Origin of the sequence: Streptomyces misionensis, assembly GCF_900104815.1 — a bacterium.
GTDB classification, from domain to species: domain Bacteria; phylum Actinomycetota; class Actinomycetes; order Streptomycetales; family Streptomycetaceae; genus Streptomyces; species Streptomyces misionensis.
Genome location: NZ_FNTD01000004.1, coordinates 7,610,749 through 7,636,316, shown reverse-complemented (window position 1 = coordinate 7,636,316; position 25,568 = coordinate 7,610,749). Strand labels below are relative to the sequence as shown.

26 protein-coding genes and 1 pseudogene are annotated in these 25,568 nt (G+C 74.4%); 15 read left to right on the top strand and 12 right to left on the bottom strand.

The window, feature by feature from the left end; genetic code table 11:
* Positions 1 to 39: 39 nt before the first annotated feature.
* The gene (locus tag BLW85_RS35530; RefSeq protein ID WP_079172535.1) at positions 40 to 1,038 is read right to left on the bottom strand and encodes a M56 family metallopeptidase; all 999 of its coding nucleotides are present in this window, start codon (positions 1,036 to 1,038) and stop codon (positions 40 to 42) included.
* A 4-nt stretch (positions 1,039 to 1,042) separates the two neighbouring features.
* Entirely contained in the window at positions 1,043 to 1,456 is a 414-nt protein-coding gene (locus tag BLW85_RS35525) for a BlaI/MecI/CopY family transcriptional regulator (RefSeq protein ID WP_070023397.1), read from the bottom strand.
* Between the two features lie 183 nt (positions 1,457 to 1,639).
* Between BLW85_RS35525 and BLW85_RS35520 the strand changes: the two genes are divergently transcribed.
* Together BLW85_RS35520 and BLW85_RS35515 are read left to right on the top strand one after the other, a co-directional pair.
* Positions 1,640 to 3,055 (top strand): glycosyltransferase, encoded by a 1,416-nt coding sequence (locus BLW85_RS35520; protein ID WP_074995466.1) that lies wholly within the window; start codon positions 1,640 to 1,642, stop codon positions 3,053 to 3,055.
* Positions 3,052 to 3,798, top strand: coding sequence for a polysaccharide deacetylase family protein (locus BLW85_RS35515; protein ID WP_074995463.1), 747 nt, complete (start codon positions 3,052 to 3,054; stop codon positions 3,796 to 3,798). Before BLW85_RS35520 ends, BLW85_RS35515 begins: the two co-directional genes overlap by 4 nt.
* 9 nt (positions 3,799 to 3,807) lie before the next feature.
* On the opposite strand, the gene BLW85_RS35510 is transcribed toward BLW85_RS35515, so the two are convergent.
* Positions 3,808 to 4,260: a flavodoxin family protein gene (locus BLW85_RS35510; RefSeq protein ID WP_070023394.1), complete on the bottom strand. Its 453-nt coding sequence runs from the start codon at positions 4,258 to 4,260 to the stop codon at positions 3,808 to 3,810.
* Positions 4,261 to 4,381: 121 nt separating this feature from the next.
* On the opposite strand from BLW85_RS35510, the gene BLW85_RS35505 reads away from it, so the two are divergent.
* From BLW85_RS35505 to BLW85_RS35470, 9 genes and pseudogenes are all read left to right on the top strand, one after another.
* Positions 4,382 to 5,023 (top strand): class I SAM-dependent methyltransferase, encoded by a 642-nt coding sequence (locus BLW85_RS35505; RefSeq protein ID WP_070023393.1) that lies wholly within the window; start codon positions 4,382 to 4,384, stop codon positions 5,021 to 5,023.
* 70 nt (positions 5,024 to 5,093) lie between these two features.
* Positions 5,094 to 5,429 carry a hypothetical protein gene (locus BLW85_RS35500; protein ID WP_074995460.1) on the top strand — a complete coding sequence of 112 codons (336 nt, stop codon included), beginning with the start codon at positions 5,094 to 5,096 and terminating at the stop codon, positions 5,427 to 5,429.
* A gap of 64 nt (positions 5,430 to 5,493) precedes the next feature.
* A complete protein-coding gene (locus tag BLW85_RS35495; RefSeq protein WP_074995458.1) occupies positions 5,494 to 6,144 on the top strand; it encodes a lipoprotein in 651 nt (216 codons plus the stop codon).
* Between the two features lie 173 nt (positions 6,145 to 6,317).
* Positions 6,318 to 7,682 (top strand): FAD-dependent oxidoreductase, encoded by a 1,365-nt coding sequence (locus tag BLW85_RS35490; RefSeq protein ID WP_070023390.1) that lies wholly within the window; start codon positions 6,318 to 6,320, stop codon positions 7,680 to 7,682.
* A gap of 128 nt (positions 7,683 to 7,810) precedes the next feature.
* A complete protein-coding gene (locus BLW85_RS35485; RefSeq protein WP_074995456.1) occupies positions 7,811 to 8,308 on the top strand; it encodes a hypothetical protein in 498 nt (165 codons plus the stop codon).
* A gap of 130 nt (positions 8,309 to 8,438) precedes the next feature.
* Positions 8,439 to 9,608: a DEAD/DEAH box helicase gene (locus BLW85_RS35480; protein WP_074995453.1), complete on the top strand. Its 1,170-nt coding sequence runs from the start codon at positions 8,439 to 8,441 to the stop codon at positions 9,606 to 9,608.
* A 26-nt stretch (positions 9,609 to 9,634) separates the two neighbouring features.
* Complete coding sequence (locus tag BLW85_RS35475) at positions 9,635 to 9,925, top strand: DUF1232 domain-containing protein (RefSeq protein WP_070023387.1); 291 nt, start codon at positions 9,635 to 9,637, stop codon at positions 9,923 to 9,925.
* Between the two features lie 33 nt (positions 9,926 to 9,958).
* Positions 9,959 to 10,015, top strand: a pseudogene (locus tag BLW85_RS40825) (hypothetical protein); the annotation flags it as partial.
* A gap of 17 nt (positions 10,016 to 10,032) precedes the next feature.
* Positions 10,033 to 10,236, top strand: coding sequence for a hypothetical protein (locus BLW85_RS35470; RefSeq protein WP_205009769.1), 204 nt, complete (start codon positions 10,033 to 10,035; stop codon positions 10,234 to 10,236).
* 1 nt (position 10,237) lies between these two features.
* Here BLW85_RS35470 and BLW85_RS35465 read toward each other — a convergent pair whose 3' ends face one another.
* On the bottom strand, positions 10,238 to 11,302 hold the full coding sequence (locus tag BLW85_RS35465; RefSeq protein ID WP_244174972.1) for a hypothetical protein: 1,065 nt from the start codon (positions 11,300 to 11,302) through the stop codon (positions 10,238 to 10,240).
* A gap of 223 nt (positions 11,303 to 11,525) precedes the next feature.
* Between BLW85_RS35465 and BLW85_RS35460 the strand changes: the two genes are divergently transcribed.
* Both BLW85_RS35460 and BLW85_RS35455 read left to right on the top strand, forming a co-directional pair.
* Positions 11,526 to 14,042, top strand: coding sequence for a SpoIIE family protein phosphatase (locus BLW85_RS35460; RefSeq protein WP_074995450.1), 2,517 nt, complete (start codon positions 11,526 to 11,528; stop codon positions 14,040 to 14,042).
* 136 nt (positions 14,043 to 14,178) lie between these two features.
* A complete protein-coding gene (locus BLW85_RS35455) occupies positions 14,179 to 16,914 on the top strand; it encodes a SpoIIE family protein phosphatase (protein ID WP_167381458.1) in 2,736 nt (911 codons plus the stop codon).
* A gap of 21 nt (positions 16,915 to 16,935) precedes the next feature.
* Here BLW85_RS35455 and BLW85_RS35450 read toward each other — a convergent pair whose 3' ends face one another.
* Genes BLW85_RS35450 through BLW85_RS35440 form a run of 3 tightly spaced genes read right to left on the bottom strand, consistent with a single transcriptional unit; the run spans position 16,936 to position 18,592 of the window.
* Positions 16,936 to 17,436: a nucleoside deaminase gene (locus tag BLW85_RS35450; protein ID WP_074995448.1), complete on the bottom strand. Its 501-nt coding sequence runs from the start codon at positions 17,434 to 17,436 to the stop codon at positions 16,936 to 16,938.
* A gap of 32 nt (positions 17,437 to 17,468) precedes the next feature.
* Positions 17,469 to 17,939, bottom strand: coding sequence for a cyanase (gene cynS / locus BLW85_RS35445; protein ID WP_070023383.1), 471 nt, complete (start codon positions 17,937 to 17,939; stop codon positions 17,469 to 17,471).
* Between the two features lie 53 nt (positions 17,940 to 17,992).
* Positions 17,993 to 18,592, bottom strand: coding sequence for a carbonic anhydrase (locus BLW85_RS35440; RefSeq protein ID WP_074995445.1), 600 nt, complete (start codon positions 18,590 to 18,592; stop codon positions 17,993 to 17,995).
* 127 nt (positions 18,593 to 18,719) lie between these two features.
* Here BLW85_RS35440 and cynR point away from each other — a divergent pair, with 127 nt between their 5' ends.
* The gene (cynR, locus tag BLW85_RS35435) at positions 18,720 to 19,628 is read left to right on the top strand and encodes a transcriptional regulator CynR (protein WP_074995442.1); all 909 of its coding nucleotides are present in this window, start codon (positions 18,720 to 18,722) and stop codon (positions 19,626 to 19,628) included.
* A 69-nt stretch (positions 19,629 to 19,697) separates the two neighbouring features.
* Here cynR and BLW85_RS35430 read toward each other — a convergent pair whose 3' ends face one another.
* Together BLW85_RS35430 and BLW85_RS35425 are read right to left on the bottom strand one after the other, a co-directional pair.
* The gene (locus tag BLW85_RS35430) at positions 19,698 to 19,931 is read right to left on the bottom strand and encodes a hypothetical protein (RefSeq protein WP_070023380.1); all 234 of its coding nucleotides are present in this window, start codon (positions 19,929 to 19,931) and stop codon (positions 19,698 to 19,700) included.
* A gap of 89 nt (positions 19,932 to 20,020) precedes the next feature.
* A complete protein-coding gene (locus BLW85_RS35425; protein ID WP_070023379.1) occupies positions 20,021 to 21,865 on the bottom strand; it encodes a glycoside hydrolase family 15 protein in 1,845 nt (614 codons plus the stop codon).
* Positions 21,866 to 22,061: 196 nt separating this feature from the next.
* Between BLW85_RS35425 and BLW85_RS35420 the strand changes: the two genes are divergently transcribed.
* Positions 22,062 to 22,268, top strand: coding sequence for a hypothetical protein (locus tag BLW85_RS35420; protein WP_070023378.1), 207 nt, complete (start codon positions 22,062 to 22,064; stop codon positions 22,266 to 22,268).
* A gap of 89 nt (positions 22,269 to 22,357) precedes the next feature.
* On the opposite strand, the gene BLW85_RS35415 is transcribed toward BLW85_RS35420, so the two are convergent.
* The 3 genes from BLW85_RS35415 to efeB all read right to left on the bottom strand — a co-directional run bounded on the left by BLW85_RS35415 (position 22,358) and on the right by efeB (position 25,568).
* The gene (locus BLW85_RS35415) at positions 22,358 to 22,834 is read right to left on the bottom strand and encodes a DUF5709 domain-containing protein (RefSeq protein ID WP_074995439.1); all 477 of its coding nucleotides are present in this window, start codon (positions 22,832 to 22,834) and stop codon (positions 22,358 to 22,360) included.
* 79 nt (positions 22,835 to 22,913) lie between these two features.
* Positions 22,914 to 24,083, bottom strand: a complete 1,170-nt coding sequence (gene nicT / locus BLW85_RS35410) for a Nickel transporter NicT (RefSeq protein WP_070023376.1) — start codon at positions 24,081 to 24,083, stop codon at positions 22,914 to 22,916.
* Between the two features lie 213 nt (positions 24,084 to 24,296).
* Positions 24,297 to 25,568 carry an iron uptake transporter deferrochelatase/peroxidase subunit gene (efeB, locus tag BLW85_RS35405; RefSeq protein WP_074996334.1) on the bottom strand — a complete coding sequence of 424 codons (1,272 nt, stop codon included), beginning with the start codon at positions 25,566 to 25,568 and terminating at the stop codon, positions 24,297 to 24,299.

The following is a 25,568-nucleotide window of genomic DNA, read 5'->3' as shown; positions in this document are numbered from 1 at the left end:
CCGGGGGCTGAACGGGGCAGAGGGGGTGGTACCGGGGTACTACAGCGGCCTGGTGTGCCGGTGCGGGTGGCAGTGCGGATGCCGGTGCGAGGCGCCGTCCCGGTCGGTGGCGACCGGGGCCGGGCGGGCGGTGGCGCACTGCGCCGAACGCGCCGTCACGACCATGCGCTCGCTGTCGGACGCGGCCTCGGCGAGGCTCGCGCAGCACAGCGCCAGCAGCACCGCGCCAGCCACGAACGGCAGGGCGCGCGGCGCGGGAGGGGGAGCCAGCAGCGCCCGCACCCGCTGCGGCACGGCGCCGCCGGTCGCGGCGAGTTGGCGGTGGCGGTGCGCGGCGGCGGAGGCCAGGGCGGCCCGGCCGACGGCGCGGGCGACCACCGTACGGCTGCCCACGTGCGTGGCGGCGTCCTCGTCGGCCCAGCGTTCCAGCACGAAGCCGCCCGCGTCGGCGAGGGGGCGCAGCAGCGGGGTGACGGCGGCCGTGAGCCGCCACAGCGCGAGGTAGAGGTGGTGCCGGCCGCGCAGATGGGCCCGTTCGTGGGCGAGCAGGGCGGCGCGTTCGTCCTCGTCGAGGCAGCGCAGCATGCCGCGGGAGACCACGATCCGGCCGGGCGCGCCGGGCAGCGCGAAGGCCTGTGGCACCTCGTCGTCGAGGACGGTGAGTTCGGTGTCGCCGGGCACCGCGGCGGCCTCCCGCCGGGCCCACAGCAGTTGCCGGGTCTGGCGTACGGCGGCCACGGCGAGCGAGCCGAACGCGGCGATCAGGCCGAGCGCCCCCAGTGCCGCGACGGCGAGGGAGACCGGGTCCTCGGCGCGCAGCGCGGCCACCGACCAGTGGCCCTGCTCGGCGACCTCGGGTATCTGCGCGAGACCGGTGAAGGCGAGCAGGGCGAGGGAGCCGAGCCAGCCGGTGGCCGTCACCAGCGCGGCGCAGGCCAGGGAGCGGGCGGCGGCGCGGGGCGGCAGCCGGCGGGCGGCGGGGGCGAGCACCGCGAGGACGACGGTCACCACCAGCGGCACGTAGACGGTGAAGGTCACCCGTTCACGCCCTCTCGCCGGGGCGGCCCGGGTCGGACCCGCCGAGCAGCCGCTGGAGCAACTGCTCGTCGGCGGCGGAGAGTTCGGAGACGAACCGGGCGAGCACCGCCTCCCGGTCCGAGCCGCGGTCCAGCAGGGTGCGCATCCGGGCGGCGGTGTCGGAGGCCTCGTCGCGGGCGGGGGCGTAGGCGTAGCCGCGGCCCTCGCGCCGCCGGACCAGCATGCCCTTGCCGTGCAGGCGGGACAGGATGGTCAGCACGGTGGTGTACGCCAGGTCGCCGGGGAGCCCGTCGAGGACCTGCCGGGCGGTCAGCGGCCGGTCCGCGGCCCAGAGCACGGCCAGCACGCCGCTCTCCAGTTCGCCGCGCGCCCTGCGGCCGGGCGACTCCCCGGCCGCGTCGCTCGCTCGGTCGCGCATTGTCTTCCCTCCTCGCGCCCCCCGTCGGGCTTTTGCCCGGCCTTGACGGTCCGGCGGAACAGCCTACCCGCCTGCTACTACATCTCGTACGAGACTATCTACTACATGTTGTAGAGTGCGGTCGCTCCGCCCGGCTCCCGCGCGGAACTCCCCCTCCTGCTGCTCCGCGCGGAAGGCACACCCATGCCCCACCTCGGAAGTACGGCCCATCTGCGTGCCCTGGCGGCCGCCACCCTGCGCACCGCACCGCCCGCCGGGCCCACGGCACCGGCCGAGCGGGTCACGCTGCTGTCCGCCGGCATCGGCGCCGGGCACGACGGCGCCGCCGCCGAACTGGACCGCCGGCTCACGGCGGACGGCTTCACGGTGGACCGGCTCGACCTGCTGGACCTGCTGCCCGCCCGCACCGGCCGGCTCATCCGGGACGGCTACCACCGGATGCTGCTCACCGCGCCCTGGGCCTACCAGCGCATCTACCGCAGCACCGAACGCGCGGGCGGCGGCGGCCCGCTCGCCGCGGCGCTGCTGCGCCGCACCGAGGAACGGGTGCTGCGGGCCCTGCCCGCGGGCACCCGGGCGGTCGTCTCCACCTATCCGGGCGCCAGCCGGGTCCTGGGCGGGCTGCGCCGCTCCGGCCGGCTGACCGTGCCGGCGCTCACCTATCTGACCGACTTCTCGGTGCACCCGCTGTGGGTGGCCGACGGCATCGACGTCCACCTCGCGGCGCACGCCGTGCCCGCCGGGCAGGCCCGGGGCGCCGGGGCGCGGGACGTGCGGGTGACCGGGCCGGTCACCGACCCCCGCTTCCGTCCGGCCGACGAGGACGCGCGCGCCGCCGCCCGGGCCCGCTTCGGCCTGCCCGCGGACGCGCCGCTGGCCCTGCTGGTCGCCGGTTCGTGGGGCGTGGGCCCGGTCCGGCAGGTGGCCCTCGAACTGCGGGCGTCCGGGGTCGCGGTGCCGGTGGTGGTGTGCGGCCGCAACGCGGCGCTGGCCGCGCGGCTGCGCGCCGACGGCGTCGAGCACGCCTTCGGCTGGGTGGACGACATGCCAGGGCTGATGCACGCCGCCGACGTGCTGGTGCAGAACGCGGGCGGGCTGACCTCCCTGGAGGCCTTCGCCGCGGGCCTGCCGGTCGCGAGTTACCGCTGCATACCCGGCCACGGGCAGACCAACGCCGCCGCGCTGGAGCAGGCGGGCGTCGCCGCGTGGATCCGGGACCCCGGCCAACTGGCACCGGTCGTCGCGGAGCTGGTCCAGGGGGCGCGGGGGCTGCGGCAACGCGCGGCCGCACTGGCGCTGTTCGCCGACGCCGGGCGCGGGCCGGCCGCCGAGATCGCGCGGATCGCCCGGAGGTCCACCGCGGGCCTGCCCGTACCGGCTGCGGTGCGGCGGCGCGCCGGCCGCCCGCGCCGGTTCGTCGCCGTCGCCTCGGCCGCCTGCGCGCTGTGGGCGACCGCCATCGGCACGGCGGTCGCCACCACCGACGACGGCCCCCGCCTGATCCACGCCCTCGGCCACGAGCTGCACTTCGAGGGCGCGGGCCACACCCCCAACACCGGCGCCCCGGGCGCCGCGCACCGCAGGAGCCACCGCTCATGACCGTCGTACCCGCCCTGCGCGGCGCCGCTCTGGCCGCGCTGCCCGTTCTCGCCGCCGCGCACGCCGCGCCGGTGGTCACCACGTTCGGTCCGCTGCGCAATCGCGTCACGCCCCGGCTGGCCGGGCGGGGCCGGGCCGGCCATGTCGCCCTGACCTTCGACGACGGTCCTGATCCGCACTCCACCCCGCTGTTCCTCGGCGCGCTGGCCGCGCGCGGGGTGCGGGCGACGTTCTTCCTGCTCGGCGGCGAGGCCCGGCGCAGCCCCGGGCTGGTCCGCGAGATCGCGGCCGAGGGCCACGAGATCGGCGTCCACGGCTGGCTGCACCGCCCGTTGCTGCTGCGCGGACCGCGGGCGACGTACGACGACCTCGCCCGCGCCCGGGACCTGGTCGGCGAGCTCACCGGCCGGCGTCCCACCCTGTTCCGGCCGCCCTACGGCGTGATGTCGTCCGCCGCCCATCTGGCCGCACGCCGGCTGGGCCTCACACCGGTGCTGTGGACCTGCTGGGGCGAGGACTGGACCGCCCGGGCCACCCCCGCGTCCGTGCACCGCACGGTCGTGCGCGATCTGAGCGGCGGCGGCACCATCCTGCTCCACGACTCCGACTGCACCTCCGCCCCCGGCTCCTGGCGCGCCACCCTCGGCGCGCTGCCGCGCATCCTGGACACCTGTGACCGGCGGGGCCTGGAGGTCGGTCCGCTGTGTGAGCACGGGTGGGCGGGGAGCCGGCGGACGGCGTGAGCGGCCGGGTCAGCCGGCCAGGCCCGCCGCGAGGGTGGCGCCCAGTTCCCAGCACGCCTCCGTGTCGGCCCTGCCCGGCGCTCCCGTCACGGTGACCGGTTCGGCCGCGCGGCGCCAGCCGAGGCCGGTGGTGATGGAGTCGAGGGCGCGCACGGCGCCGGTGACGTCGCTGCCCCCGTGGATGTAGGAGCCGAAGGGGCGGCCCCGGGTCTCGTCCAGGCAGGGGTAGTAGATCTGGTCGAAGAAGTGCTTGAGGGCGCCGGAGATGTAGCCGAGGTTCGCGGGCGTGCCGAGGAGATAGCCGTCGGCTTCGAGGACATCGGTGGCGGTGGCCGCGAGGGCCGCGCGCCGGACCACCCGGACGCCCTCGATCTCGGGTGCCGTGGCGCCCGAGACGACGGCCTCGAACAGCGCCTGACAGTTGGGCGACGGGGTGTGGTGGACGATCAGCAAGGTGGGCACGGCAGCACCCTGCCGGGTCCGGCGCCCGGTGCGCAAACGGGCCCGGCCCGCGGTCGTTGTGGGCGGCCGCGCGGGGTGCGAGGATGCGCGGCATCGATGCCGTGCGACGGGAGGAGCCGTGGTGGCCGAGGAGGAACGCCGGGCGCCGGCGGCCGAGGTGTTCGACGCGCTGGGACTCGACTACGAGAAGGCGTTCGCCTCCTCCGCGGCCCACCGGGCGTCCCTGCGGTGGCTGCTGGAGCGGCTGGCACCGGGCAGCCGGGTGCTGGACGTGGGCAGCGGGACCGGGCGGCCGACCGCCGAGACCCTCGCCGGGGCAGGCCACCGGGTGCTCGGCGTCGACGTCTCCCCGGTGATGGTGGAGCTGGCCGCCCGGCAGGTGCCCGGCGCCGAGTTCCGCCGCGCCGACGTCCGTGAACTCCCGCTGGACGAGGGGTCGTTCGACGCGGCCTGCGCCTACTTCTCGCTGCTCCAGATGGACCGGTCCGAGCAGGAGGCCGTGGTGCGCCGGCTGGTGCGGGCGGTACGGCCGGACGGGCTGGTGGTGCTGGCCACCGTGCCCTTCGACGTGGAGGGCGCCCAGGGGCTGTTCATGGGGCAGCCGGTGCGGGTGACGAGCTTCGCCGCCGAGGCCTTCGAGGACATGGCGGTCCGCGCCGGGCTGACCGTACTGGCGACGGACCGCGTCGAGTTCGCGCCGGCCCACCCCGCCGCCACGCCCGAGCCGCACCTGTTCCTGCACTGCCGGCGCCGCGCGGAGTGAGCACCGGCCGGCCTCTGGTCTTCCTCAAGCCGCTTGGCGCCGCCCGTCCTTGACGGCCAGGATGGCGGGCATGGCAGGACTGACGGGACTGAACAGGAAACACAACAGCGTGCTGGTCATCCGGGACGCGGACGTGGTGGCGGCGGCGCTGCGCGAGGCGCTGGCCGGAGCCTCGCCCGAGGAACGGCCGGGCCTGGAACGGGCCCTCGCGCTGGTGGAGTCCACCGCCGAAGCCACCGCGACACAGCTGCGCGCCGACTGGACCCGCTCCCGGCTGGCGGCCGTCGGCTTCACCGGCGACCTCTCCTCGGTCGCCGCGACGAAGGCGCTGCGGCAGGCGGAGCCGAGCCTGAGCCTGCTGGCGGCGGTGCAGTTGCAGAAGGAGGCGCTGACCCACCCCGCCTGATCCGGGCGGGAGCCGCCGTCACCCTCGGCTACAGTGACCGCGCTGAACCGGAGGGGAGACGGACATGCAGGTCGACGTGGGGGTGCGGGCGGTCGTGGCGGTGGCGCTCGCGGCGGTGCTGGGCGGCTGCGCCGGACAGGACGACGCGGGCACACCGCGGGCGAGCGGAACGAGAACCGGGGCCGCGGCGAAGGACCCGGCGGTGGTGAGCGGCGGCACGATCGGCGCCGCCGGTTCGCCCTGCGCGCTGCCCGTCCGGTTCGACGTCGCCGAGGACTGGAAGGCCGAGTCGGTCGACGCGCGGGGCGCGCAGGACGACGGGCTCGGGGCGGCGCTGCTGCGGCAGGGCCCGGTGACGGCCGCCTGCGAGATCGACGCCAAGCCGGCCGGCCACATCGGCTTCCTGCGGGTGTGGACCGGCCGGGCGGGTGACGCCGACGCGCGCGGCGTGCTGCGGGGGTTCGTGGCCGCGCAGGGCCACGTCGGCAAGGAGCGGTACCGGGCGTTCACGACGGGCGGCGGTCTGCGGGGCACCGAGGTGGAGTACTCCTCCACCAGCGAACTGCTGGACGAGACCAGGAAGGAGTGCGCCTTCGCCGTCGGCACTCCCGGTGGTCCGGTGGTCGTCCATCTCGGCGGGATGGACTCGGCGGAGCACGACGCCATGCTCCCGGCCTACGAACTGGCCAAACGGACACTGAAGGTGGCCGGCTGAGGGACCCGGTGGAGCGGCCGGGCAGAGCGCCGGAGGTCTCCATAAGGCGCCCCTGGAGAGGTCATAAGATGCCCTTATGAGGTCATAGACCGGACCCGCGTACCTGGTTAGGTCTGCCTTAGCTTAGGCTTCCCGATCGAGTCGACTGTTTCACGCTCGAAGGGAAACTGATCATGCCGCGCCCCCTGCGGGTAGCCATCGTCGGAGCCGGTCCCGCCGGGATCTACGCCGCCGACGCCCTGCTCAAGTCCGAGGCGGCCACCGACCCCGGTGTCTCCATCGACCTCTTCGAGCGCATGCCCGCCCCGTTCGGCCTGATCCGCTACGGCGTCGCGCCCGACCACCCGCGCATCAAGGGCATCGTCACCGCCCTGCACCAGGTGCTGGACAAGCCGCAGATCCGGCTGTTCGGCAACGTCGCCTACCCGACCGACATCAGCCTGGACGACCTGCGCGCCTTCTACGACGCGGTGATCTTCTCCACCGGTGCGATGGCCGACCGCGCGCTGTCCATACCCGGCATCGACCTGGACGGCTCCTACGGCGCCGCCGACTTCGTCTCCTGGTACGACGGCCACCCGGACGTGCCGCGCACCTGGCCGCTGGAGGCCGAGAAGGTCGCCGTGCTCGGCGTCGGCAACGTGGCCCTCGACGTCGCCCGGATCCTCGCCAAGACCGCCGACGAGCTGCTGCCCACCGAGATCCCGCCGAACGTCTACGACGGGCTCAAGGCCAACAAGGCCCTGGAGATCCACGTCTTCGGCCGCCGGGGCCCGGCGCAGGCGAAGTTCAGCCCGATGGAGCTGCGCGAGCTGGACCACTCCCCCAACATCGAGGTCATCGTCGACCCCGAGGACATCGACTACGACGCGGGCTCGATCGAGACCCGGCGCGGCAACAAGCAGGCCGACATGGTCGCCAAGACGCTGGAGAACTGGGCGATCCGGGACGTCGGCGACCGTCCGCACAAGCTCTTCCTGCACTTCTTCGAGTCGCCCGCGGAGATCCTCGGCGAGGACGGCAAGGTCGTCGGCCTGCGCACCGAGCGCACCGCCCTCGACGGCACCGGCAACGTCAAGGGCACCGGCGAGTTCAAGGACTGGGACGTCACCGCCGTCTACCGCGCGGTCGGCTACCTCTCGGAGAAGCTGCCCAAGCTGCCCTGGGACATCGACTCGGGCACCGTCCCGGACGAGGGCGGCCGGGTCGTCGAGGAGGGCGGCACGCACCTCCAGTCCACCTACGTCACCGGGTGGATCCGGCGCGGCCCGGTCGGCCTCATCGGCCACACCAAGGGCGACGCCAACGAGACGGTCGCCAACCTGCTGGACGACCACGCCAACGGCCGGCTGCACACCCCCTCCTCGCCCGCCCCGGAGGCCGTGGACGCCTTCCTCGCCGAGCGCGACGTCCGCTACACCACCTGGGAGGGCTGGTACCGCCTCGACGCCGCCGAACGCGCCCTGGGCGAGCCGCAGGGCCGCGAGCGCGTGAAGCTCGTCGAGCGCGAGGACATGCTGCGCGAGAGCGGCGCCTGAGCCGCGCCGGCTCCGTCCGCTCCGTTCCCAAGGCACCCGCCTGCGGGCGGAGCGGACGCGGCCGGGGGCGGTGCCCACGCGCCGTCCGTTAAACTCCCCGCCGAACATGGCCACTCGGGGGGAGACATATGTTCACCAGGCGCGCGACAGTGATCACCGCGGCGGCGACGACGGCGGTCCTGCTGACCGGAGCCGGCGCGTACGCCTACTTCGACCGCGACCGGCGCTCCGCTCCCGAGACCGTGACCGGGCTGCGCGACACCGTCCAGCACCTCACCGAGCGGACCACCCCGGCCACCCGGCCCCACCTGATCACCCGCTGCACCACCGGCACCCACCGGGTCAGGCACACCTCCCGCAGCGGATCGGGCGCCCACCGCACCTCCCGCACCTGGTACACCACCGAGCGCCACCGGGACTGCCACACGATCCGCAGCGGCACGGAGACGTACCTGCGCGTGCTCCGGCCGGAGCGGTGGTGCGTGCGGCTGGACGACGTCGACGGGGACACCGGCCGGGACGACGTCTGGTACCGCGTCGAGCGCTCCGACTACTACACGGCCCTCGCCGCCGACGACCACGCCCGTCTGGAGTTCGTCCCGCTCGACCAGGTCCCCGCCTGCTGAGCACGCGTCCGGCCGCGGCGGGAAGCCGCCGGGCGGAGCGCGCGGCACGCGGCGCGCGGGGCCGTCTACGTTTCGGCGGGCCGAGCGGTGATACTGGGAGGCGCACCCGCACCCATCAGCAGATTGGCCCATGTCGAACTCCGCCACCGACCGCGCCGCCATCCCCCAGACCGTCTGGGCGGCCCGCGGCCGTCACACCGGTCCCGATCCCGACGACGTCGTCCGCCGTACTCTGCGCCGGCACAAGGAGAGCGGGGACCTCGACGACTTCGCCGAACCTCCCGCGCCCGAGGACTCACCCGGCACGGTCTTCGAGGCGCGCTGGCGGGCCGGCGGCACGGTGACCGTGCGGGCCCGGCTCACCCTCGTACCCCGGCACGGCAGGCCACAGGGGCACGAGTGGCGGCTGGTCGCGGAGGCCGAGCAGCCGTGGGACGAGAGCTGGCCCTCGCCCGCGACCCTGTTCTGGCCCGAGGGCGGCTCCGGTGACGACGGCTCCTGGGACCATCACCCCACGGTCGCCGGGCTGCGCTTCCGCCAGGTCAACGCGCTGCCCGCGGACGACAAGGAGATGCGCCGCCGGCTGCGCGAGGCCGCCCAGGAGGCATGGTGCGTCAATCTCGTCGTGCACGAGGCGATGACCCCCGACGAGCAGGGCAAGCTGCCGCTGGCCCGGCTGCTGCCGCCCGGCCTCAGGCACCGCGTCGTGGAGCACCGCGCCGCACCGCACCAGCTGCGCGGTGTCAACTGGGCGCTGAAGGACCTCGATGTCGAGGTGCCGCGCGGCGGCGCCGTGCTGCTGCCCCCGAACCCGGCCCCGGAGGACTACGACGGCGCACCGCACCGGGTGCGCAACGTCTTCCTCGACGGCTCCGAGCCGGCCGAACTCGTCGCGGCGCTGCGGCACTTCGTCGCCCTGCCCCGGCCCGCCCCGCAGGACGCCGCCGAGGCGCTGGCGGACCTCAGGGACAACTGGACGCTGATGACCCACCAGGAGGAACTGGACCGGGAGCGGCGGCTGGTCGCCATGTACGCCGAGGCGCTGGAGGCCATGACCAAGTCCCGCGACCTGTACAAGCAGGCCGCCGAGCAGGCCCTGGAGGCACTGGCGGCCTACCGCGACGTCCCCGCGCCCGCGTTGCCGCAGCAGCGGCCCGCGGCCCGGACCCCCGCCGCGCTCCAGCAGCTCACCCAGACCTTCGGACGGCTGAAACTGCCGGGGTTCACCGGCAGGGCGAAGGCGGTACCCGAGGACACCGGGGACGGCGCGGACCTGCCGTCCCCGGACCGGCCCTCGTAGGCCCCGACAGCGCCCAAGGAGCCCCGATGGATTCCACCACCACCCTGCTGCTGATCGCCGGCGTCCTCGCGGCCGGCCTGCTCGCCGGTGCCGTCGCCCTGCTCGTGCGGCTGGTCCGCACCCGGCGCACGCTGCTGCGGGCCGGGCTGCCGACGGGCCCGCGGTGGGTGTTCTGGGGCGCGGTGGCCTATCTGGTGCTCCCCACCGACCTGCTGCCGGACCCCGTCTACCTGGACGACATCGGCGTGCTCCTGCTCGCCCTGCGCAGCCTGCGCTCCGCCCTGCCCGCCTCCTCGGAGCCGACCCGGCTGCCCTGAGCGCCGCCGGGCGGGGCACCGGACGGGGCACCCGTGCCGGGGTTCGGCCTCGCCAACTCCCCCGCCCGGCTGCGTGCACCGGACGTGCGCGGCCGGACGATCGTGCAGTGCACGACCGCCGGCACGGCCGGGGCGCTCGCCGTGGCGGACGCCGGTCCGCGGCCGCCGGGCGGCTCGCCGAGGGCGTGCGGCGCGGCCGGGGCGGGGTGCACCCCGAGGACGTGGAGCTGTGCCTGGAGGCGGACGGCGACCCGTTCGCGATGGCCGCCGCCCGTCCGGGCGGGCATCTGGTGCCGCGGCCGGTGAGCTGACTCAACTCCCGCCGTGCGCGCGGCTGCCGGGGCCGAGCAGCACGGCCAGCACCACCCCCAGCGCGGCGCACGCGGCCGCGGCCGCCGCCGTGCCGGCCAGCCAGGGCGGGGCGAGGGTCGCCGCCCACAGCCGGGCCGTATCCGGCAGCCCGAACCGGCCGCCGAGCACCTGGCCCGCGCCGAGCACCGTCGTGACCGCGACGGCGGCCGTCGCCGCGGCGAGCCGGGCCAGCGCCGCGCGCGCGGGCAGGGCGAGGCCCAGCAGCATGCACAGCGCGGAGGCGACGAGGGTGGCGCCGAGCAGGCCGTGCGAGAGACCGGCCCAGTAGCGCGGGGCGTGGGCCGCGCCGCACAGGAACACCAGCGCCGCGGCCGCCCGGGTGCGGGTACCGGCGAGGGCGGACGAACCGGTCCGGGGCTGGTCGGCCGGTTCCGGGGCGGGCGGTGCGACGAGGGCGGCGGGCCCGGGGTCCGCGATGTCGTGGGCGGCCGGTTCCGGCTGCCGCTCCGGGCCCTCGGCGGCCAGGTGGCCGAGCAGTTCGGCAACCTCCTCGACGGGCCGGCCGGCCGCGGCCCGTACGGCGAGCCGCGCGCAGCGCGGCGCCAGGGGCGGCCGGTGCAGCATCCGCAGCAGCCGGCCGACGTCCCGCGGGGGGCGGAGCCCGGCGGCGGCGCGCACCACCGCGTCCGCGCCGTCCGGTTCCCCGGACGGCCGGCCGAGCAGCGCCACCAGCCGGGTGACGTCCGTCACGGACCGGACGACGCCCGCCGAGCGCAGCGCCTCCGCCCTGGTCAGGGCGTGCTCCGGCGAGCTTTCCAGCAGGGTGAGGAGCCGGACGACGTCCTCCAGCGGACGGTCGGCGACGGCCGTCTGCACCAGGTCCAGCAGCGGGTCGCCGTACCGGTCGTCGTCGTTCCCGGCGCCGTCCCCGGGCGGCCCGCCGACCCGCGACCCGGGCGGCGGCGCGAACCGCGTCAGGACCCGGACGGACGGGAGGCGCACCCCGGCCGGGACCGGGCGTATGAGGGAGTCGTCGGAACAGGCGGACGAAGAGCGGGTGGTCATCTCGGCTCCAGTCGAGGAGTGCGGCCGCGTCTGACACCCCCGCACGCGGCACGCGCGGTACGCAGTCCATTACTAGGAGCGGCCGCCGCGCGCCGCCACCCGGGTGCGGCACTGGTGTGAGCCCCCGTCACCCCGGTCCGCGGCCGAAGTGCGGCCCCCGCCGTCCCTGGCGCATTCTTGCTTGTGTGATCCATCCGGAGGCGCAGGGGACGAGGTAGGACCGATGGCGGGGAGCGGGGAGCAGGCGGTCCGCGGGCGGGCCCGGCTGGCCGCGCTGCTCGCGAACGCCGCGACCGCGGCGCTCCGTGCGACGGACGGCCGGGTGGCGGGCGTGTATCTGCGCGGGGGCGGCCCGGGGCACGGCGAGGTCCCCGAGCTGGTCGGCCCCGCCGACTCCCCCACCGTCCTGCGCCTGGCCGTCCTCGCCGGTCTCCCGGGCCCCCTCTTCCGCCCGTGGTGGCGGCTGCACGCCGCCCGGCCCTTCCCGGTCTCCGACGCCTACCGGCTGGGCGGGCCGGTGGTGCTGCCGAACGCGACGGAGACGGTGCGCCGCTACCCGCAGTTCGCGGCGGGCCTGCCGTTCCCGTTCGGGTCGGTGCACATGCCCGTGCCGGGCGGGCGCGCCCCCTTGGGGGTGCTGAGCGTCCTGCGCCCGTCGGTGGCCGGCGCGGAGGAGTCGCTCGACCGGGAGCTGCTGGCGCGGCTGGCCGAGGGCCTGGGCGTGGAGCTGCTCGCGCTCGCCGACGGGGACGCGAGCGCGCTGGTCTGGGACGGCGAGCCGCAGTGCGTGCGGCCGCCCGCGCGCCGGCCCCCGCAGGCCGCGATGGGACGGTTCACCTGGGACCCGGTGACCCACGCGGTACGGGTCGACGACCGGCTGCACGCCCTGCTCGGGCCGGCGCCCGAGGGGTTCGAGGGAACGGACACCGCGCTCGCCGAGGCCCTGGCCCCGGCCGAGGCGTACCGGGTGCTGGGCGCGCTGCGCGACACCGCCGCCGGGAAGCCGCCGCCCGCCCCGCTGAGCCTGCGGGCCGGCGACGGCGCCCCACGGCTGCTGGACCTGTGGCCGGCCGGCGAGGGCAGCTCGGTGCCGGCGGTCGGCGGGGTGGTGCTCGACCCCGGTTCCGTCTCCCTCGCGGACGGCGCGGCCGACCTGCTGCCGCAGGGGGTGTTCTGCCTGGACCGGCTCGGTGTGATCGTGTACGCCAACGACGCCGCGGCCCGGCTGGCGGGGGCGCCGGACGGACTGCGCGGGCGGCCGCTGTGGGAGGCGATGCCGTGGCTGACCGCAGCGCCCTACGACGACCATCTGCGGGCCGCCCTGCTGTCCCCGGAGCCGGTGCACTTCCATGTGCGGCGCAAGGGCGGGGAGACGGGCGGGTACGACGGGCTCGCCGTGTCCGTGCATCCCGGCGAGGACCTGCTGACCTGCACACTCGTTCCGGCCAGCCGGATGGAGACGCCGGCCGGGCCGGTGCCGCCCGCGGAGCCGGTGGCGGACGATCCCGCGACGGCGGCGGTGTACCGGCCGATCGCGCTGGCCATCGCGCTGACCGACGCGGTGACGGCCCAGCAGGTGTCGGCGGTGGTCATGCGGGAGCTGCTGCCCGCGTTCGGGGGCCGCCGGCTCGCCATCTACCTGCTCCAGGACCGGCACATGTACCTGGCGTGGGAGACGGGTTTCCCGCCGGGTTTCCTGGAGCAGTTCGACGGCGTGGGGCTCGATGTGCGGATCCCGGGCGTGGAGACCCTGTCGACGGGCCGGCCGCTGTTCTTCGAGTCGATGCCGCAGCTCGCGGCGACCTATCCGGGGATGCCGCTGGACGCCGAGGAGGGATCGCGCGCCTTCCTGCCGCTGATCGCCTCCGGCCGGATGGTCGGCTCCTGCATCCTCGGCTTCGACCGGCCGCGCCGTTTCAGCACGGAGGAGCGCACCGTGCTGACCGCGCTCGCCGGGCTGATCGCGCACGCCATGGAGCGGGCGCGGCGCTACGACAGCGAGGCGGCCCTCGCCCGCGGCCTCCAGCAGGCGCTGCTGCCGAGCCGGCTGTCGGCGCATCCGCGGGTGGAGACCGCGGGCCGCTATCTGCCGGGCACCGACGGCCTCGAGGTGGGCGGCGACTGGTACGACGTGGTGGAGGCCGGCCCGGGGCTGGCGCTGGTCATCGGGGACGTGCAGGGGCACGGGGTGCAGGCGGCGGCGACCATGGGCCAGCTGCGCAGCGCGGTACGGGCGTTCGCGCTGGGCGACCGGCCGCCGGACGAGGTGCTGAGCGGCACCAACCGGCTGCTGATCGGCCTGGACCCGGGCCAGTTCGCCAGCTGCTGCTATCTGCGCCTGGACCCGGACACCGGGCGGGTCCGGATCGCCCGGGCGGGTCATCCTCCGCCGCTGCTGCTCTCCCCCGGCGGCCGGGCACGGGCGCTGGACGTCCCCGGCGGGGTGGTCCTCGGGGTCGATCCGGAGGCCCGGTACCCGGTGACCGAGCTGGAGCTGGAGCCGGACGCGATCCTCGCGCTGTACACGGACGGCCTGGTGGAACGGGTGGGCGCCGACATCGACGAGGGGATCGCGGAGCTGTGCGCGGCCCTGACCCGGGCGGGTGCGGCGGCCGGCCGGCGCGACGGGCTGTCCCTGGACGGGGTCGCCGACCGCCTCACCGCCGCGGTCCGGCACGCCGGTGCCCGCCCCGACGACGTGGCCCTGCTGCTCGCGGCGCGGAGCCTGCGCCGTGCGTAGCGGCGACCGCGCGGTGTCCCCGGGCGGGGCGCGCCCGTCGCCCGTCACCTCTTCCGTACCCCTGTCACCTGCCGCGACGGCGGCGGCCGGGGTGACGGCCTCGCCTGACGGCGTCGGGCAGTGTAGACATGGGCACATGGTGCGACTGCCCGGCCGGCCCGTGTCCCGGCCGCCCCGACCTTTCGGGCAACCGCGCGCACCACTGGCCCCGCCGCCGGACGGCCCCGGCGCGAACGGCGACCGGCCGGGGGTGCTGTGGGCGGCGGTGACCGGACGCAGCGTGGCCGGTCAGGTGTTCGTGCTGCAAGTCGTGATCGTGCTGCTGCTGGTGGTCTCCGCGGTGGTGGCGCAGGTGCTCCAGGTGCGGCACGACACCGAAGCCGAGGCCCGCAACCGTTCCCTGGCCGTGGCCCAGACGTTCGCCAACGCGCCCGGCACGGCCGCCGCGCTGCGCACCCCCGACCCGACGGCGGTGCTCCAGCCGGAGGCCGAGGCCACCCGCAAGGCGACCGGCGTGGACTTCGTCGTCGTGATGAACACGCAGGGCGTGCGCTACACGCATCCCCTGCCCGACCGGATCGGGAAGAAGTTCGTCGGCACCATCGGCCCGGCGGTGGCCGGGGGCACGGTCGTGGAGCAGGTCAACGGCACGCTCGGCCCGCTGGTGCAGAGCGTGGTGCCGGTCAGGGACGCCAGTGGCACGGTGGTGGGGCTGGTCTCCGCGGGCATCACCACCGCGCACGCGGGCGGGGCGGCCGACCAGCAGCTGCCGTTGCTGCTCGCGGCGGCCGCCGCCGCGCTCGCACTGGCCACCGCGGGCACGGCGCTGGTCAGCAGACGGCTGCTGCGCCAGACACACGGTCTCGGGCCGTACGAGATGACCCGGATGTACGAGCACCACGACGCGGTGCTGCACGCGGTCCGCGAGGGGGTGCTGATCGTCGGCCGCGACGGCCGGCTGCTACTCGCCAACGACGAGGCGCAACGCCTGCTGGACCTACCCGAGGACGCCGAGCGACGGCACGTGCTGGAGCTGGGCCTGGACGACGAGACGGCGCGGCTGCTGGCGTCCGGGCGGACGGCGACCGACGAGGTGCGGCTGGTCAAGGACCGGTTGCTGGCGATCAACCAGCGGCCCACCGAACTGCGCGGCGGCCCGGCGGGCAGCGTCACCACGCTGCGCGACTCCACCGAGCTGCGGGCGGTGTCCGGGCGGGCCGAGGTGGCCCGCGAGCGGCTGAACATGCTGTACGAGGCCGGGGTGGGCATCGGCACCAGCCTGGACGTGACCCGTACCGCCGAGGAGCTGGCCGAGCTCGCGGTGCCCCGGTTCGCGGACTTCGCCACCGTGGACCTGTACGAGCAGGTGCTGAACGGGGAGGAGCCGCGGCCGGGGAGCGCGCTGCGCCGGGTGGCCTGTGTGGGCGTCCGCAAGGACTCCCCGCTGTACCCGCTGGACGAGCGGCTCCGGTTCGTGCCGACGTCGCCGCAGGCGCGCAGCCTGACGAGCGGGCGGTCGGTGGTGGAGCCGCGGCTGCGCGACGCGCCGGGCTGGCGGGCGCAGCAGCCGGAGCGCACCGACCAGGTGCTGGAGTACGGCATCCACTCGCTGATCACCGTGCCGCTGCGGGCGGGCAGTCTGGTGCTGGGGCTCGCCACCTTCTGGCGGTCGGAGAAACCGCAGCCGTTCGACGCCGAGGAGCTGGCGCTCGCCGAGGAACTGGTGGCGCGGGCGGCGGTGTCCATCGACAACGCCCGCCGGTACACGCGTGAGCACAGCATGGCGGTGACGTTGCAGCGCAGCCTGCTGCCGCGGACGCTGCCCGAGCAGGGCGCGCTGGAGCTCGCGTACCGGTATCTGCCGGCGCAGTCCGGGGTGGGCGGCGACTGGTTCGACGTGCTGCCGCTGTCCGGGGCGCGGGTGGCCCTGGTGGTGGGCGACGTGGTGGGGCACGGGCTGCACGCGGCGGCGACCATGGGCCGACTGCGCACGGCCGTGCACAACTTCTCCGCGCTGGACCTGCCGCCGGACGAACTCCTCGGTCTGCTGGACGAGCTGGTGAGCCGGATCGACCAGGACGAGAGTTCGGACGAGGGTGCCGCGGTGACCGGCGCGACCTGTCTGTACGCGGTGTACGACCCGGTGGCACGGCGGTGCACCATGGCCCGGGCGGGTCATCCGCCGCCCGCGCTGGTGCGTCCCGACGGGCGGGTGGAGTTCCCGGAGCTGCCGGCCGGGCCGCCGCTGGGCCTGGGCGGGCTGCCGTTCGAGACGGCCGATCTGGAGCTGGCCGAGGGCAGCCGCCTGGTGCTGTACACCGACGGTCTGGTGGAGGACCGGGAGCGGGACATCGACGTCGGCCTGGAGCTGCTGGGAGACGCCCTGCGCCAGGCGCCGGACGCCTCCCCGGAGGCCACCTGCCGTACCGTGCTGGAGCGGCTGCCGGCCCGGCCGAGCGACGACGTCGCGCTGATCGTGGCCCGGACCCGGGTGCTGGGGCCGGACCGGGTGGCGCAGTGGCAGGTGCCGTCCGATCCGGCGGCGGTCGCCGAGGTGCGCGCCTCGGTGACCCGCACGCTGGAGGAGTGGGGGCTCGACGAGCTGGCGTTCTCGACGGAGCTGATCCTCAGCGAGCTGGTCACCAACGCCATCCGCTACGGGCGGCCCCCGATCGAGGTACGGCTGCTGCGCGACCGCACGCTGATCTGCGAGGTCTCCGACCGCAGCACGACCTCGCCGCACCTGCGGTACGCGGCCAGCACCGACGAGGGCGGCCGGGGCCTGTTCCTGGTGGCGCAGGTCGCCGAGCGCTGGGGCACCCGCTACACGCCGAACGGCAAGATCATCTGGGCGGAGCAGCCGCTGCCGTAGACCCTGCCGTCCGGCCCGCCGTCAGGCGGCGGTGGGTGCTCCGGCGACACGGCGCTCGCCGCCGTTGCGGCGCTGCCACAACCGGTAGACCTCGACCGCGTCCGCGCGCGGCTCGTGCCGCATCGGCAGCCGGCGCTCGTCCCAGTTCTTGCCGAACTCCTCGTAGAAGGTGTCCAGTTCGAAGTACTTGCGGTCGTCGACGTAGTGCGGTTCGTAGGCGTCGCGGGTGGTGAGGAAGACGACCTCGTCGGGCGAGCAGTAGTACAGCGCGCCCAGGCACATGGGGCAGGGGTGGGCCAGGACGTAGATGGTGGTCCCGGTCAGGTGCTCGGTGCCCAGCCGCACGCAGGCCTCGCGGATGGCGAGGATCTCCGCGTGCGCGGTGGGGTCGTTGGTCTGGGCGACCTTGTTGGGGCTCTCGGCGAGGATCTCGCCGTCCTTGACGATGACGGTCGCGAAGGGGCGGCCGCCCTCCTCGACGTTGCGGCGGGCGAGGTCGACGGTGCGCTGGACGAAGTCCATGGTGGCCTCCGGAAATAGAAGGGGGTGGGCGGTCAGAAGGGCTTGGTCGGCAGGTACTTGCCGTCCAGGGTGATGACGGCGCGCTCGCCGCCCTCGGGGTCGGCGACCTTCTTGACGTCGAGCCTGAAGTTGATCGCGGAGATGATGCCGTCGCCGAACTGCTCGTGGACCAGCGCCTTGAGGGTGGTGCCGTAGACCTGGAGCATCTCGTGGAAGCGGTAGATCGTCGGATCGGTGGGGATGCCGCCGGGGATCGAGCCGCGGGTGGGGATGGTGGCCAGCAGCATGGCCGCGTCCTCGTCGAGGCCGAGGAGTTCGGCGACGGCCCGGGCGGAGTCCTCGGGCAGGGCGTGCTGACCGAGGACGGCGGCGGTGGTGAAGGCGACCGACAGTCCGGCGGTGTCGGCGATCCGCTGCCAGGTGAGGTTCTTGCGGGTCTTGGCCTCGACCGCGGCGGCGGCCAGCGTCTGGCGGGCGGCGGGGTCGAACTGGGCGTGGATCATGGGTGGGTGCTCCTTGTGTGGTGGAGGGGCGTGGTGGAGGAAGGGGGCCCGGGTCAGGCCGCGAGCGGGGCGCCGGCGGCGGTGGCGGTGGCGGTCAGTTCGTCGATACGGCCGGTGGCGATGTCGAAGACCCAGCCGCGCACGGTCATCTCGTGCCGTGCCAGGGCGCGGGCGACCGAGGGGTGGGTGGCCAGGTTGGCCAGCTGGGCCAGCACGTTCTGCCGTACCAGGGCGGGCACGTCGGCGGCGCCCTCGGTGCGGGCCACCGAGGTGTCGGCGAGCCGCAGCCAGTCGGCGACGGCCGGGGCGCCGCTGAGGTCGTGACCGTGGGCGAGGGCGGTCATCGCGCCGCACCCGGAGTGCCCGCAGACGACGATCTCCCGCACCCCGAGGGTGCCGACGGCGTACTCGATGCTCGCCGCGACCCCGTCGGCGCCCGGGGTGCGGGCGGGCACGAGGTTGCCGGCGGTGCGGATGACGAACAGCTCGCCGGGCTCGCAGCCGGTGATCAGCTCGGGCACGACACGGGCGTCGGAGCAGCCGATGAACAGCGTGTGCGGCGCGTGCCGCGCGGCCAGACGGGCGAACAGTTCCTGTTTGGCCGGGAAGACGTCCTGCTGGAAGCGCGCGACGCCCTGGTCGAGGTCATGCATGGGGTCACTCCCTTTCGTGGCGGCCGGACCCGTGGGGCCCGGCGAAATCCACCATGCATGACCTCGGCCTATAGCGTCCAAGACACACTGGACATCACCGCTATTGGTGTCATCTATAGTTCTGGTCATGGCCCTGGAACTGCGCCATCTGCGCTATCTGCTCGCCGTGGCCGAGCACGGCAACTTCACCCGCGCCGCCGAGGACCTGCACATCTCCCAGCCCACGCTGTCCCAGCAGGTCAGGCAGCTCGAACGGACCCTCGGCATCCAGTTGCTCGACCGCACCGGCCGTACCGTGCGGCTGACCGACGCGGGCGAGGCCTACGCCCATCACGCCCGCGGCGCGCTGCACCAGCTCGCCGCCGCCGAGCGCGCCGTCCACGACGTGCGGGACCTCTCACGCGGGCAGCTGCGGCTGGCGGTCACCCCGACCTTCACGGCCTATCTCGTCGGCCCGCTCACCGCCGAACTGCACGACCGCCACCCCGGCATCACCCTCACCGTGCGGGAGACGACCCAGGACCGCATCGAAGCCGGGCTGCTGGCCGACGAGTTCGACCTCGGCATCGCCTTCCAGGGCGCCCACCTGCCCGGCATCACCGCCACCGCCCTGTTCACCGAGACGCTCACCCTGGTCACCGGCACACTCCACGCCGCCACCGCCGAACCGGCCGCGCTGCCGGTACGCGCCCTCGCCGACCGGCGACTCGCCCTGCTCAGCGGGGACTTCGCCACCCGCGGCCACATCGACGCCTATCTGGAACGGCACGGCGTCAGCCCGCGCATCGCCGTCGAGGCCAACTCCATCCAGGCCCTGACCGAGGTCGTCCAGCGCACCTCCATCGCCACCGTCCTGCCGGACGCGATCACCCACGACCACCCGCGCCTCACGCCCGTGCCGCTCGACCCGGCCCTGCCGACCCGCACTGTCACCCTCCTCGGCCGCGCCGACGCCTACCGCAGTGCCGCCACGCGCGCCTTCACCCGGCTCACCCAGGAGCTGGTGCGGGCGCGCGGCTACGCCGGGGCCGCCTGAACGCACGACGGGGCGGGCCCCGGCGGGCCCGCCCTGAAGGTCCGGTCGCGCCCCGGCTGGGCGGCCCGATCAGGCGCTGAGCCGCGAACGCAGCAGCTGCTTGCCGAGTTCCGCGCCCTTGCGGCTGTCGGCCTGGGCCTTGCGGAACAGCTCCACGACCTCGTTGTCCTTGTCCCGCTCGGCGTCCTGGATGTACGTCTCCAGTCGCAGGGCGTTGTTCAGGCACGACTCGACGTACCAGATGAGGTTGTAGTCCTTGTCCCGGGTGCCGGTGACCTGGCCGGTCTCACTGGTGCTGGTCATACGGGGTCTCCTCCTTCTGTCGACCCTGTCGGTCGCCTTTCGCAGCCCCGGGTACCCCTGCGACCTGCGGACACACGGCCGCGGCCGGGTCAGCCGAGAGCGCGGTCGAGGTTGAAGGCGGCACTGATCAGCGACAGATGGGTGAACGCCTGCGGGAAGTTCCCCTGTTGCTCTCCGGTACGGCCGATCTCCTCGGCGTACAGGCCGAGATGATTGGCGTAGGTGAGCATCTTCTCGAAGGCCAGCCGGGCCTCGTCCAGGCGGCCGGCCCGCACCAGCGCCTCCACGAACCAGAAGGAGCAGATGGAGAAGGTGCCCTCGTCGCCGCGCAGCCCGTCCGGGCTGACCAGGGGGTCGTAGCGGTAGACCAGCGAGTCGGAGACCAGTTCCGCGGTGAGCGCGTCCAGGGTGGACAGCCACTTGGGGTCGGTGGGGGCGATGAACTTGGCGAGCGGCATCATCAGCACCGAGGCGTCCAGGACGTCGCCGTCCTCGTGCTGCACGAAGGCCTGCCGGCGCGCCGACCAGCCGCGGTCCATGATCCGCCGGTAGATGGTGTCCCGGGTAGCCCGCCAGCGGGGCAGCTCGGCGGGCAGGCCGCGCCGGTTGGCGAGCCGGATGGCGCGCTCGACGGCCACCCAGCACATCAGTCGCGAGTACAGGAAGTTCTTGCGCCCGCCGCGGGTCTCCCAGACGCCCTCGTCGGGCTGGTCCCAGTGCTCGCAGACCCACTCGACCAGCTGGCACACGTCGTCCCACTGATCGCTGGAGATGGGCTGGGCCCACTTGTCGAAGAGGTAGACGGAGTCGATCAGGGCGCCGTAGATGTCGAGCTGGAGCTGGTCGGCGGCGGCGTTGCCGATCCGGACCGGGGCCGAGCCCTGGTGGCCCTCCAGATGGGGCAGTTCCCGCTCGGGCAGCTCGGCGCGGCCGTCGATGCCGTACATGATCTGCAACGGGCCGGAGGCGGCGCCGTCGCCGGGGCTGATGTGGGTGGTCAGGAACCGCATGAAGGCCTCGGCCTCACCGCTGAAGCCGAGCCGCAGCAGTGCGTAGACGGCGAAGGCCGCGTCGCGCACCCACACATAGCGGTAGTCCCAGTTGCGCTCGCCGCCGAGCTGCTCGGGCAGGCTGGTGGTGGGAGCGGCGACGATGGCACCGGTGGGGGCGTACGTGAGCAGCTTCAGGGTGAGCGCGGAGCGGTGCACCATCTCGCGCCAGCGGCCCCGGTAGCGGGACTGGGCCAGCCAGCGCCGCCAGTAGACGACGGTCGCGTTGAACTCGTGCTCGGCCTCCGCGTGGGCGCAGCCGCGCGGGGCGATCGTCGCGCCGGCCTGGTCCAGGGCGAACACCGCGGTCTCGCCCTCGCCGAGCTTGAAGTCGGCGCGCGCGTCGCGGCCGTCGCACTCCACCGCCACGGTCGCGGTGAGCGCGAGCGCCTGCTCGGGGGATTCGAACAGCAGGACTCCGTCGAGATCGCGGACGGTGTGCGGGGCGGCGCCGTAGTCGAAGCGGGGCGCGATGAGCGCGCGGAAGGGCACCCGGCCGCGCACGCACACCACGCGCCGGATCAGCCGGTGCCGCACCGACTCGCAGGGCCGCCCCTCCTGCACGTCGACCGGCATGAAGTCCTGCACCTCGCCGACGCCCTCCTCGGTGAAGAACCGGGTGATCAGCACGTTGGTGTCGGGGAAGTAGAACTGCTTGGTGCGGGCCGGGACGGCCGCGGCCAGCTCGAAGCAGCCGCCCCGCTCCGCGTCCAGGATGGCCGCGAAGACGCTGGGCGAGTCGAAGGACGGCGAGCAGTACCAGTCGATCGTGCCGTTGCTGCCGACCAGGGCCACACTGCGCAGGTCGCCGATCAGACCGTGCTCGGCGATCGGCAGATAGCGGGGGCCCCCGGAACTGTCCGCGGGGAACGGCGTCTGGGTCATCGACGGCCTCCCAGGACGGGTGCGCGATGTATCCAGCTTAGGGGTGACTGGGGTGCCACGGGATGGGCACACGCATCTCACCCGTCGCCGGGGTGCCTTCCGGATGCAGGGTGCGCCGCGGCGGGCAATGGTGAGAGTGTGCCCCATTCGGCGGCACCGGCACGGATGCGGTCATCCGGACCGAGGAGGAGGCAACATGTCGACATCCGCACCTGGAGGGTCCCGGTCGTCCGACGACCACTGCACCCCGGACTCCCTGCTCCACTCGGCTCCCCAGCAGGACGTCACCCCGGAGGACCTGGTGATGGCGGCCGGCAGGGACGTGACTCCGAAGACGCTCGACTGGGCGCGCCGCAAGCTGGAGACGGAGGGTCCTGCGGCGATCGAGAAGCTGCTGCCTTAGGGGGTAACGGGGAACCAGGGCGGGCGGCGCCGTGCGGCGCCGCCCGCCCTGGTTCACGTCGTCCCGACCCCTGGGAGCCGGACGCCGGCCTACCCCGGCAATTCGGTGTCGTCGGGCACGACATGCATTGCGGCCTCCTCGGCGCCCGCCGCCCCGCCGTCGATGCCGACGTCCTCGGCGACCTCTTCCTTGGTGGTGTCGGAGTGCGCGCCCTCGTCGGGCGCGAGCAGACGTCCGGCCCGGGCGTCGCCCGCCTCCGGGTCGACCGGTTCGCCCTCGCCGCCGGGCAGGTCGCCGATGTCGTCCCCGGCCGGGGGGTCCGTGTCGGGCACCTCCTGACGGAGCCGCTCGTCCAGGGTCTCGCCCTCGCGCTGCTCGGCGGCGGTGGTGCCGCGCTTGGTGACGCCCAGCGGGCGCTCGGGCGGAGAGTAGCCCTCGTCGAGCATGTCGTCGTACGAGCGCCCGCCGATCGCGTCCTGCGGGTCCAGGGGCGCCGCGTCCTCCTGCTCCTCGTTGGTCCCGGTGGGCTGGTAGGCGTCGTCTCCCATCGGGGTCCGGTCGCTCATCGCCGACTCCTTCCGTGCGCGTACGGCGGTCACGGTCCGCGTTTCCCGCAGCGGGGAGATCAACCCCGCCGGGCCGGATTCAGTCGGCGGACCGCTCGGCGAGTCCCGCGCTCCACTTCTCCTCGATCCGGCCCGCCTTCCACACCAGCAGCGCCAGCGCCCAGGTGACGAAGAACAGGCCGACGATGACGAAGCCGACCGTGTTGAGGTCGAGGCCGGAGATCCAGTCCCAGAAGAAGCCGTGCAGGTCCAGCTTGTCGGCGAGCAGGCCGAGGAGTTCGACGGAGCCGATGATGAGGGCGACGGCGACGGACAGCCCGGTGATGGTGAGGTTGTAGTAGACCTTGCGGACCGGCTTGGAGAACGCCCAGCCGTAGGCGAAGTTCATGAACGAGCCGTCGATGGTGTCCAGCAGCGCCATGCCGGCCGCGAACAGCACCGGCAGGGTGAGGATGGCGTACCAGGGCAGGCCCGAGGCGGCGCCGGAGCCGGCGAGGACGAGCAGGGCGATCTCCGTCGCCGTGTCGAAGCCGAGCCCGAACAGCAGCCCCAGCGGGTACATCTGCCAGGGCTTGCTGATCGAGCCGGTGACCCGGCCCAGCAGGCGGTTCATGAAGCCCCGGTTGTCGAGCTGGGCCTCCAGGGCGGCCTCGTCGTAGTGGCCGGTGCGCATCCGGCGGAACACCTTCCAGATGCCGGCCAGGATGACGAGGTTGATCACGGCGATCAGGTAGAGGAAGGCGCCGGAGACGGTCGTGCCGATGAGGCTGGTGACCTGGTGCAGGTGGGAGTCGTCGTCGCGCACCGGCCCGGCCAGGGCCTTCATGCCGAGCGAGAGCAGCAGGGCGAGGCCGAAGACGATGCTGGAGTGGCCGAGGGAGAACCAGAAGCCGACCGAGAGCGGGCGCTGTCCGGAGCCCATCAGCTTGCGGGTGGTGTTGTCGATCGCGGCGATGTGGTCGGCGTCGAAGGCGTGCCGCATGCCCAGTGTGTAGGCGGTCACGCCGATGCCGATGCCGAAGGCCGCCGGTTTTCCGGCGGCCGTGGTGCCGACGCTGAAGTGCTGCGGCGCGATGATGCCGACCAGCGTGCCCCAGCCGATGACGTGCAGCGCGAGCACGAAGGCGGCCATGGAGCCGACCCTGATCCACTCCTGGCGCGTCATGGAACCGCGGACGCGTTGCCAGGCCGACGGCTTGGCGTCGGCCTGGGCGGGGAGGGGCGGAGCGGAACCAGGGGCGGCCGTCATCGGGAAGGTCGTTCCTCACGTCGTAGGGATGGTGCGGCCGCGCATCGCAGCCTCATGCCATCCTCCCGTACTTGCAATTGATGTGCAGTAAAGGGGGCGGCAGACCTTTCCCAATGGACAGGAAAAAGAGGAGGCGGGAAAGCGCCAAGAACAGGAAAAAACCGCTCCCCCCGGGGAGAGGGAGCGGTAATGGAAGGAGGGGGTGGGCGCGGGTCAGGCGGAGAACATGCCCCGGCCCAGCCAGTCCTCCTTGTCGCGGACCCCGGGCAGGGCGAAGAAGTAGCCGCCGCCGGTCGGCGAGATGTAGTCCACCAGGGGCTCGTCGATCAGCCGGGTCTGCACGGCCTCGAACTGGCGCTTGACGTCCTGCTGGTAGCAGCAGAAGACCAGGCCCATGTCGAGGTTGCCGACGTTGTCCACGCCCCGGTCGTAGTTGTAGCCGCGGCGCAGGATGCGCGAGCCGTCCGTCGACGCGGTGCGCGGGTTGGCCAGGCGGATGTGGGCGTCCAGCGGGATGGCGTTGCCGTGCGGGTCCTTGGCGTAGTTGGGGACGTCGGTCTCCTTGGCGCCGTCGAGCGGGGCGCCGGTGTCCTTGCGGCGGCCGAACATCTTCTCCTGTTCGGTGAGCGAGACCCGGTCCCAGAATTCGACCAGCATCCGGATGATCCGGATCACCTGGTAGCTGCCGCCGGTGGCCCAGGCGGGCTCGCCCTGGCCGTCGCCGACCCAGATCAGCTTGTTCGTCTCCCGGGCGGAGTTGACGTCCGGGTTGGCGATGCCGTCCTTGAAGCCGAGCAGGTTGCGCTGGGCGCCGGTGGGACGCGGCGCGTTCTGGAAGCCGTCGATGCGCCACTTGATCTGCATCGCGCCGCGGGTGTGCCGGGCGATGTCGCGCAGGGCGTGCAGCACGGTGTCCTGGCTCTGCGCGCAGATCTGGAGGGAGAGGTCGCCGTGGCACTCGGCCGGGTTGAGGTTGTCGTTCGGGAAGGTCCGCATCGGCACCAGCCGGGCGGGCTTCGCCTTGGCGAGGCCGTAGCGGTCGTCGAAGAGCGAGGGGCCGACGCCGAGGGTGAGGGTGAGGGCGTCCGCCGGGACCTCGGGGCCGAGGATGCCGTTGTCGGAGGGCGGCGCGCCCACGCCGAGGTCGGCGGGGGCGCCGCCGGAGGTGAGGAACCGGGCCCGCTCGGTGACGGTCTTCAGCAGGTCGGTGAGGCCCTTGCGGTCGTCGGCTATGACGTCGAAGGAGACGAACGCGGCGGCGGCCGGCTGCGGGGTGACGATCCCGGCCTGGTGGGCGCCGTGGAAGGGCACCTTCGCCCGGCCGTCCGGGCCCGCGGGCGCCGCCTGGGCCGTGCCGCCGCTCTCGCCGAGCGCGAAGCCGCCGCCGGCCAGGACCGCCCCGGCGGCACCGGCGCCCAGCGCGGTGCGCACGAAGGAGCGGCGGGCGGGACCGACGGGGCAGGACGGCGTGTCGGCGGTGGGCAT

Coding starts and splice junctions, on each gene's coding strand:
- BLW85_RS35525 (WP_070023397.1), bottom strand. CDS start 1,456: ATGCGCGACCGAGCGAGCGACGCGGCCGGGGAGTCGCCCGGCCGCAGG.
- BLW85_RS35520 (WP_074995466.1), top strand. CDS start 1,640: ATGCCCCACCTCGGAAGTACGGCCCATCTGCGTGCCCTGGCGGCCGCC.
- BLW85_RS35515 (WP_074995463.1), top strand. CDS start 3,052: ATGACCGTCGTACCCGCCCTGCGCGGCGCCGCTCTGGCCGCGCTGCCC.
- BLW85_RS35500 (WP_074995460.1), top strand. CDS start 5,094: ATGGCAGGACTGACGGGACTGAACAGGAAACACAACAGCGTGCTGGTC.
- BLW85_RS35495 (WP_074995458.1), top strand. CDS start 5,494: ATGCAGGTCGACGTGGGGGTGCGGGCGGTCGTGGCGGTGGCGCTCGCG.
- BLW85_RS35490 (WP_070023390.1), top strand. CDS start 6,318: ATGCCGCGCCCCCTGCGGGTAGCCATCGTCGGAGCCGGTCCCGCCGGG.
- BLW85_RS35485 (WP_074995456.1), top strand. CDS start 7,811: ATGTTCACCAGGCGCGCGACAGTGATCACCGCGGCGGCGACGACGGCG.
- BLW85_RS35480 (WP_074995453.1), top strand. CDS start 8,439: ATGTCGAACTCCGCCACCGACCGCGCCGCCATCCCCCAGACCGTCTGG.
- BLW85_RS35475 (WP_070023387.1), top strand. CDS start 9,635: ATGGATTCCACCACCACCCTGCTGCTGATCGCCGGCGTCCTCGCGGCC.
- BLW85_RS35465 (WP_244174972.1), bottom strand. CDS start 11,302: ATGACCACCCGCTCTTCGTCCGCCTGTTCCGACGACTCCCTCATACGC.
- BLW85_RS35460 (WP_074995450.1), top strand. CDS start 11,526: ATGGCGGGGAGCGGGGAGCAGGCGGTCCGCGGGCGGGCCCGGCTGGCC.
- BLW85_RS35455 (WP_167381458.1), top strand. CDS start 14,179: ATGGTGCGACTGCCCGGCCGGCCCGTGTCCCGGCCGCCCCGACCTTTC.
- BLW85_RS35450 (WP_074995448.1), bottom strand. CDS start 17,436: ATGGACTTCGTCCAGCGCACCGTCGACCTCGCCCGCCGCAACGTCGAG.
- cynS (WP_070023383.1), bottom strand. CDS start 17,939: ATGATCCACGCCCAGTTCGACCCCGCCGCCCGCCAGACGCTGGCCGCC.
- BLW85_RS35440 (WP_074995445.1), bottom strand. CDS start 18,592: ATGCATGACCTCGACCAGGGCGTCGCGCGCTTCCAGCAGGACGTCTTC.
- cynR (WP_074995442.1), top strand. CDS start 18,720: ATGGCCCTGGAACTGCGCCATCTGCGCTATCTGCTCGCCGTGGCCGAG.
- BLW85_RS35430 (WP_070023380.1), bottom strand. CDS start 19,931: ATGACCAGCACCAGTGAGACCGGCCAGGTCACCGGCACCCGGGACAAG.
- BLW85_RS35425 (WP_070023379.1), bottom strand. CDS start 21,865: ATGACCCAGACGCCGTTCCCCGCGGACAGTTCCGGGGGCCCCCGCTAT.
- BLW85_RS35420 (WP_070023378.1), top strand. CDS start 22,062: ATGTCGACATCCGCACCTGGAGGGTCCCGGTCGTCCGACGACCACTGC.
- BLW85_RS35415 (WP_074995439.1), bottom strand. CDS start 22,834: ATGAGCGACCGGACCCCGATGGGAGACGACGCCTACCAGCCCACCGGG.
- nicT (WP_070023376.1), bottom strand. CDS start 24,083: ATGACGGCCGCCCCTGGTTCCGCTCCGCCCCTCCCCGCCCAGGCCGAC.
- efeB (WP_074996334.1), bottom strand. CDS start 25,568: ATGCCCACCGCCGACACGCCGTCCTGCCCCGTCGGTCCCGCCCGCCGC.